The sequence below is a fragment of the Aeromonas sp. ZOR0002 genome, from assembly GCF_963866995.1.
Taxonomy (GTDB): domain Bacteria; phylum Pseudomonadota; class Gammaproteobacteria; order Enterobacterales; family Aeromonadaceae; genus Aeromonas; species Aeromonas caviae.
Genome location: NZ_CAWMFQ010000208.1, coordinates 10,673 through 17,669, shown reverse-complemented (window position 1 = coordinate 17,669; position 6,997 = coordinate 10,673). Strand labels below are relative to the sequence as shown.

Below are 6,997 nucleotides of genomic sequence, written 5' to 3'. Positions count from 1 at the left end.
CGCCGGGCCGCCCGCCCCAGCTCCGCCAGCAGCAGCTTGCCGCTGCCGTCCTCTTCCCAGCTGTAATACTGGGCGAGGATCCGGTGGCGGGCCTGGCGGATCAACTGGCATCGGGCCTTCAGGGCGGCGCCGGGATCGGCGAGCAAGGCAAACTCGGCGGGGATCAAGGGTCATCTCCCTGTCATCTGGTGGTGGCATAACCCAGACAACCGCCCCGATAGCCCAGTGTCAAGGAGCCGATGATGGAACTGCGCGACCACCCCTCCCTCAGTCAGAGACCCCATGCCAGCCAACCGGATCCCACCCCGGCCAGGCTGTTGATGCCCTGGTACCAGCAGCACCGGGATCTGGGCTGGGAGCCCCTTGCGCAGCATCACGAGGATCCCCTCCCCGGCCAGCATTGACAGGCTCAGGGCTGCACCGCCTCGATGGCCTCTGACTTGCCCTCCAGCTGGGGCAGGCTGAAACGGTAGGCCACGTAGTATTTGTAGATGGTGCCAACGTAGTTGATGGGCCCCTGGCCCACGTCGTTGGCCACCAGCTGCTCCACGTTGCCAAACCAGACGTTCGGATCCAGCCCCTTGTCGGCCGCCTTGGCCTGCAATGCCTGGACCCGGTTCGGACCCGCATTGTAGGCGGCCAGGGCGAACAGATGGCGATTGAGCCTGTCCATCCCGGGATCATTGAAGTAGGTGTCCAGGATGAGCCGCATGTAGCGACAGGCCGCCTCCACATTGCCCTCCAGACTGGTGAGTCTGGCGCCTCGGATCCCCACCTCCTTGCCGGTACTCGGCAGCAGTTGCATGATGCCGACGGCCCCCCGGTGAGAGCCGACATTGGGATTGAGCCCCGACTCCTTGTAAGCCAGCGCGGCCAGCATCAGCCAGTCCAGCTGATACTTGTCCGCCTGGGTCTCAAGTACCTTGCGAATGGTCGACAGGCGCCCCAGCGGGTCCGGCGCCAGTATGTTGCTCATGCGATCGCTCTGCGCCAGCAGGCGGCGCAATGTCATGTCACTGTAGAGGGTCCGCTTGCTCGACTCCGAGATGTAGGCGTTCACCGCCTTGAGCAGCTCCGGGCTGTTGTTGCGCAGGGCCCAGGCGCTGCGCCCCTTGTCCCGCAGCGGTATCAGTCTGTGGGCCTTGAGGCCGCCAATCATGTCGAGCCAGATCCGCCCCTTGAAGCTGTCGGTGACCGTCAGCGGAATGATCCCGGCTGACACCATCTCCAGCAGGTCCCCGTCCTGCAGGTATTCGGGAACCGTCTCGATGTAGACCGGGGGCAACCCCAGCTCCCGAAACAGCCAGTTGAGCTGGTGCAGGCTCTCGAAATAACTGGAGCTGGCTCGCACCCAGATCCGCCGGCCGGACAGCTGGGTGATGCGATTGAAGGCAGGGAGATCCCGCTGGCTCACCACCCACTCCTCGATGGGGGCGATCAGCGGCTGGGAGAAGGTCACCTGCTCGCGCCGGGTGGGGGTGACCGTCAGGTTGGCGGCCACCAGATCCCCGCGCCCCTCGGCCAGATAGTCCAGCAGCTTGTCCTGGCGCACCGGGATATAAATGATCTTGAGCTTGAGCTTCTCCTTGGCCAGGTAGGTCTGGTTCAACCAGCGTTCGAATCCCTGAAGCTGATTGACCAGGATGCCGTACTGGGCTCCCTTGTCGAAAAAGAAAAACCCCCGCTCATAGACCACCAGGGCCCTGAGCTCTTTTTTTTGCAGGATGTGTTCGAGATCACCGGCCTGGGGCAACAACTGCGGCTTGAGATCCGCCGCCAGCAGAGGGAGAGAGCAGAGAGCCAGCAGGGCCCAGATCCATCGCCGCATCATGATTTAACCACCTCGCTGTGGGCCGGTGCGCACCGTCGGGTCTGTCGCAGAAGGCGCCTGCGCCAAGTCATGGGGCGTCGCGGGATCTTCTGCCGATCGGCGCATGCCGGACGGAAAACGGATCGTCCGTGGGATAACTCACTATACAACGCAAAGGGAGGGAAAAAGCGAGGGGCAGAGCAAGACGGCAGGCAAGCCTGCCGTGTCATCACGATCTCAGAGGGAGCGGGCGCGCATCTCGAAGATCAGCTTCTCGGCGGTGCAGGTGAATTGCAGGCGGGCCTTCAGGATCACGCCATCCGGGCCCCGGCTCAGCTCGCTGCTGCTTTTGGCTTCGGCAGTGACCTGCTTGGCCAGAGCCTCGTAAGCCGCAAATTTCTCGCGGGCGTCGGCTTCTGCAGCAGCCTCGATCACCAGCTCCATGACGTCGTCACCTTCGCCGATGATGGTGCCAATTTCGGCGAAACAGCCGCAACTGTCACAGGTCTCGTTCAGTTCCACTTTCTCGTCTACAGACATACGTTCACTCCTACTTATTCCGGATATTGTCATCGTCGCGCAAGGCGTTGCGAAAATCCCTGATGGCAGTGCCCAGATCCTCACCGGCGCCAGCCAGGCGTTTGCTGCCAAACACCACGACGACGACCACGAGCAGGATCAGCAGATGCCAGATATGAATGCCACCCAGTCCCATAGGGAGACTCCTGACTGTTAGATACCTGGAGGTTGTATCAAAAGAAAGCGTATCGATTGTTGGGCAAAATCAAGGCAGGTGCAAGTTGGCGAAAAAATCGCGCAAAAACGGCGACGAGGCGCAAAAAAATACGGCGACCATGGGCCGCCGTATGAGTCGGTGCTACTTGTCCCCTCAACCGCTACATCCTGTACCAGCCGCCACTAGGGCGAGAGACCCGTCGAGCATAGGATCGCCAAGATATGAAAACAAATGGTATATATTCATCTAGGAATTGAAGAGGATTCATATCATGTTGCTGGAACAGCTTGCACGCATAGACCTTAACTTGTTGATAATCCTGCAAGTCTTGCTGGAAGAGCGCAACGGCAGCCGGGCTGCACGCCGTTTGCACCTGAGCCAGTCCGCCGTCAGCAAGGCCCTCGGGCGGTTGCGGGAGACCTTTGACGATCCCCTGTTCGTGCGCTCGGCCTACGGGATGGATCCCACTCCCCGCGCCCTGGATCTCCAGCAGCAACTGCAGCCCATACTGCTCTCCCTGGACAACCTGATCCAGCCGCCGGACTTCGATCCCGCCAGCACGGAGCGGGAGTTCGTCATCGCCAGCATGGACAGCGCCTTCACCCTGTTTGCCCCCCTCTACCTGAGCGAACTGAAGCGTCAGGCCCCCGGCATCCGCCTGCGCTACGAGGAGTGGACCGAGCACAGCCTGACCGAGATGAGCCAGGGCCAGGTGGATATCGCCTTCACGGTGCGGGAGAACTGCATCAATTCGGATTTTCGCCTCGACACCCTGCCCAACGCCATCTGCCAGCGGTTGCTCACCATCGACGATCTCACCTGCCTGGTGCAACGGGATCACCCTGCCTTGCAGGAGCCCGAGTGGGATCTCGCCCGCTACCTCGCCTACCCCCATGTGCAGACCTACTGCGAGGGGCGGGATCGCTGGATGCTGGATCACAAGCTGGCGGAGCAGGATCTCTATCGCCGGATCGAGGCGACCGTGCCCTCCTTCGAGGCGGCCCTGCGCATGGGCATGCACTCGGACATGATAGTGACCCTCTCCAGGCTCTATGCCCGCCACGCCACCCAGGTCTATCCCCTGGTGCCGCTGCCGCTGCCCATCGCCCTGGACAGCATCTCTCACCTGCTCATCTGGCATCAGCGCCACGAGGAGGATCCGGGCCATCGCTGGCTGCGGGAGACCCTGCTCGCTCTCATCATGGGCAAGCTGGAAACCTCGGCGGACGACCCGGCCGCTGCCGCCTGACGCGCAAAAAAAACGGGGCTCAAGAAGCCCCGTTTCACGTTGACATCAGCATTCGCCCCGTCAGTTCTGACCCGTCACCGCCAGATAGTGGTGTACCCCGTCCAGCAGCATCTGCACCGAGATCATCACCAGCAGCATGCCCATCAGCCGCTCCACCGCGGTGAGTCCTCGCTCACCCAGCAGCTTGTTGAACAGCTCGTAGAACATCAGGATCACGGCGCTGGCCCCCCAGGCCATCAGCAGGGCCAATGACCAGTCCACCATCCGGGTCGGCTCCTGGTTGGCCAGAAGCAGCAGGGAAGCCAGGATGGAGGGGCCTGCAATCATGGGGATGGCCATGGGCACCAGGAAGGGCTCCTCCCCCGCCGCCAGCCCGGTCACGCCACCGGGGCTCGGGAAGATCATCTTGATGGCGATGAGGAAGAGGATGATGCCCCCCGCGATGCTGACCGCCTCCTGACGCAGGTTGAGGAAGCTCAGGATCTGCTGACCGGCGAACAGGAAGCCCATCATGATCACCAGTGAAAACAACAGCTCCCGCAGCATTACCTTGCGTCGACGCTTGGGGTCGACATGGCGCAGGATGGAGAGGAAGACCGGCAGGTTGCCCAGCGGATCCATGATCAGAAACAGCATGACGGCAGCGGAGAATGTGTCCATAGAGCGCCCGGGCAGAACCTTTCAACAAGAGGGGAAGGAGGGCGAAATATAACAAAGGTGGCGGGATTCGGCGAGCGCCCCACCGCGCTCGCCACTGGCGATCATCCGTGGTTGCAGATCTTGTCAGCGCGGGTCTGGAACCCTGACTCCGAGTCGATGAACTTGCCGCGCCTAGCCAGGAAGTCGATCAGGGCGTCGGCGTCCATCTCGCTGGCGCTGCAGGTGTGGAACCGGGCCTCGGCACCAAAGCGCGAGGCGATCGCCGCCCTGAGGCTGGCCCGGGTAAACGGACTCTCCTGCTCCAGCATCATCTCCATCACTTCGTGACCGTGTATCGATTGGGACATCTCGAACCTCTTTAATCATCATGTCAGATGACAATTAAAGCCCGAAGCCCGGAGAGGGTTCTTGATATAGGCCAACAAAACGCCTTTTTTAACGCCAGCGGGCTGGTCGTGAGCGCCGCTTTGTCGATAATGTGGCAACCTGACGGGGGGATGGCTACACTGTCGCCCCTTTTTGCCACCGCAGACAGAAAATAAGGACATTGGCGTCATGCTGTTCCATGGATTGGTCTTCAAACCCTGGCGGATCTGGACCCGTCGCCCGCTCTGGTTGAAGACCCTGCTCGGCATGCTGACCGGGATAGGTCTGGGGCTCTGCTTCAGCGAGCAGGCCCTGCTGCTCAAGCCCATCGGCGTCCTGTTCGTCAACACCATCCAGATGCTGATGGTGCCCCTCATCTTCTGTTCCGTCCTGGCAGGCCTCACCGCCCTGCTCAAGGGCAAGCGGCTCGACCGCATCGCCGGCAAGGCCATCGGCTTCTATCTCTGCTCCACCGCCGTCGCCATCTGCATCGGCCTGATGATGGGCTGGCTGCTGGAACCGGGCATGGGCGCCAACATGGGTCCTTATGAACGGGGCGCCATGGCGCAGCAACCTACCCTGGCCAGCGTGCTGAGCCACCTGGTGCCGCGCAACCCGGTGCAGGCCATGGGCGATGGCAAGATATTGCAGGTGATCGTGTTCGCCGTGGCCCTCGCTCTCGCCCTCAACGCCACCGGACGACGCGGCCGCCCCGCCATCCTGTTCTTTACCTCATTGGCGGAGGGAATGTTCAAGCTGACCCAGATGGTGATGGCCCTGGCCCCCTATGGCGTCTGCGCCCTGATGGCCTGGATGACCGGCAAGTACGGCGTCAGCCTGCTGTTGCCGCTGCTCAAGGTGATCGGCGCCGTCTACCTCGGCTGCCTGCTCCACGTGCTCGGCGTCTACAGCAGCCTGCTGCTCCTGATGGCGCGCCTCAACCCGTTGCACTACTTCAAGAGCATCGTCGATGCCCAGGCGGTGGCCTTCACCAGCAGTTCAAGCAACAGCACCCTGCCCATCAGCCTGGCCTGCGCCGAACGCAGGCTCGGGGTCTCCCCCGCCATCACCGCCAAGGTGCTGCCCATCGGCGCCACCATCAACATGGATGGCACCGCCCTCTATCAGGGAGTCACCGCCCTGTTCGTGGCCCAGGCCTTCGGGGTGGATCTGCATCTGGTGGACTACCTGACCATCATCAGCATCGTCACACTGGCCAGCATCGGCACGGCGGGCACACCCGGTACCGGGCTGATGCTGCTGACCCTGACCCTCACTGCCGTGGGACTGCCGCTGGAAGGGGTGGCGCTCATCGCCGGCATAGACCGGATCCTCGACATGGCGCGCACCACGGTCAACGTCTCCGGCGACATCCTGGTCTCCGTGCTCATCGCCCGCAGCGAGAAGGAGCTGGATCTCGCCACCTACCACGATGCCCATGCGGGGGATGACATCGACTTCACCCTGCGCTGAGGGCGCGAGGGGCGTTCAATGATCCTGGGGATCGTGATGGCAGCGCCAGCAGATATCGAAGTTGGCGCCGTTCTCCTCCCCGCACTGACCGCACAGCCAGCCGTTGCCCTGGCGCTGCTGATAACGCTCGATGATCCGGCCCGCCCGCTGACGATCCCGCTCGTTCACCATCAGGGTCACTTGCAGCAGATCCACCGGCAGCTCCCCGAGCGCGCCGGAGAGCCCTTCGCCGCTGAGGCGCACCCTGACTCCCTCTACCTCCAAGGCCCCTTTCAGGGCATGCGCCTCCAGGGAGTGAGAGGCGCGATACAAGTTAATCCACTGATCCATACGTTGTCCTCGAAACCCTTACAGCAGCTTGTCGATACCGTAAGCCGGGCCGTTGGCCACCAGAAAATCGATGAATGCCCTCAGCTTGCGCGGCATCAGGCGCCGCTCGGGAAACAGCAGGTAGATGGGTACCCTGGGTTGCTGCCACTCCGGCAGCAAGGAGACCAGCGTCCCGTTCGCCAGCTCATCATGGCACAGCATGGCGGGCAGGGAAGCCAGCCCCAGCCCCGCCTTCGCCGCCTCCCTGGCACAGGTGATGTTGTTGACCTGGAAGCGGGACGGGGGATCCACCAGCACTTCACGATCATCCAGCTCGAAACACCAGTGCGAGGCGAGGAACCCCGTGCTGACCGCGATCCGCTCGTGATGCACC

10 protein-coding genes and 1 pseudogene are annotated in these 6,997 nt (G+C 62.4%); 3 read left to right on the top strand and 8 right to left on the bottom strand.

Going from position 1 to position 6,997, the window contains the following annotated elements; translation table 11 throughout:
• Window positions 1–167, bottom strand: a pseudogene (locus AACR77_RS12425) (phospholipase); the annotation flags it as partial.
• Window positions 168–242: 75 nt separating this feature from the next.
• Between AACR77_RS12425 and AACR77_RS12420 the strand changes: the two are divergent.
• Window positions 243–404, top strand: coding sequence for a hypothetical protein (locus AACR77_RS12420; protein ID WP_010672595.1), 162 nt, complete (start codon window positions 243–245; stop codon window positions 402–404).
• Window positions 405–409: 5 nt separating this feature from the next.
• Here the strand turns inward: AACR77_RS12420 and AACR77_RS12415 are convergent, their stop codons facing one another.
• From AACR77_RS12415 to tatA, 3 genes are all read right to left on the bottom strand, one after another.
• Window positions 410–1,831, bottom strand: coding sequence for a lytic transglycosylase F (locus tag AACR77_RS12415; RefSeq protein ID WP_042881908.1), 1,422 nt, complete (start codon window positions 1,829–1,831; stop codon window positions 410–412).
• A gap of 216 nt (window positions 1,832–2,047) precedes the next feature.
• Window positions 2,048–2,350 carry a YfcZ/YiiS family protein gene (locus AACR77_RS12410; protein WP_010672593.1) on the bottom strand — a complete coding sequence of 101 codons (303 nt, stop codon included), beginning with the start codon at window positions 2,348–2,350 and terminating at the stop codon, window positions 2,048–2,050.
• Window positions 2,351–2,360: 10 nt separating this feature from the next.
• Window positions 2,361–2,525: a twin-arginine translocase TatA/TatE family subunit gene (gene tatA / locus AACR77_RS12405; RefSeq protein WP_010672592.1), complete on the bottom strand. Its 165-nt coding sequence runs from the start codon at window positions 2,523–2,525 to the stop codon at window positions 2,361–2,363.
• Window positions 2,526–2,817: 292 nt separating this feature from the next.
• Between tatA and AACR77_RS12400 the strand changes: the two genes are divergently transcribed.
• Window positions 2,818–3,795: a LysR substrate-binding domain-containing protein gene (locus tag AACR77_RS12400; RefSeq protein ID WP_042881906.1), complete on the top strand. Its 978-nt coding sequence runs from the start codon at window positions 2,818–2,820 to the stop codon at window positions 3,793–3,795.
• A 60-nt stretch (window positions 3,796–3,855) separates the two neighbouring features.
• Here AACR77_RS12400 and AACR77_RS12395 read toward each other — a convergent pair whose 3' ends face one another.
• The gene (locus AACR77_RS12395; protein WP_010672590.1) at window positions 3,856–4,455 is read right to left on the bottom strand and encodes a YhgN family NAAT transporter; all 600 of its coding nucleotides are present in this window, start codon (window positions 4,453–4,455) and stop codon (window positions 3,856–3,858) included.
• Between the two features lie 101 nt (window positions 4,456–4,556).
• The gene (locus AACR77_RS12390) at window positions 4,557–4,802 is read right to left on the bottom strand and encodes a YecH family metal-binding protein (RefSeq protein ID WP_039040405.1); all 246 of its coding nucleotides are present in this window, start codon (window positions 4,800–4,802) and stop codon (window positions 4,557–4,559) included.
• Between the two features lie 208 nt (window positions 4,803–5,010).
• Between AACR77_RS12390 and AACR77_RS12385 the strand changes: the two genes are divergently transcribed.
• On the top strand, window positions 5,011–6,294 hold the full coding sequence (locus AACR77_RS12385; protein WP_042881904.1) for a dicarboxylate/amino acid:cation symporter: 1,284 nt from the start codon (window positions 5,011–5,013) through the stop codon (window positions 6,292–6,294).
• A 15-nt stretch (window positions 6,295–6,309) separates the two neighbouring features.
• On the opposite strand, the gene AACR77_RS12380 is transcribed toward AACR77_RS12385, so the two are convergent.
• On the bottom strand, window positions 6,310–6,624 hold the full coding sequence (locus AACR77_RS12380) for a putative signal transducing protein (RefSeq protein ID WP_010672587.1): 315 nt from the start codon (window positions 6,622–6,624) through the stop codon (window positions 6,310–6,312).
• Between the two features lie 18 nt (window positions 6,625–6,642).
• On the bottom strand, window positions 6,643–6,997 hold a 355-nt coding region (locus AACR77_RS23160; protein ID WP_231563229.1), incomplete at its 5' end, for a LysR substrate-binding domain-containing protein.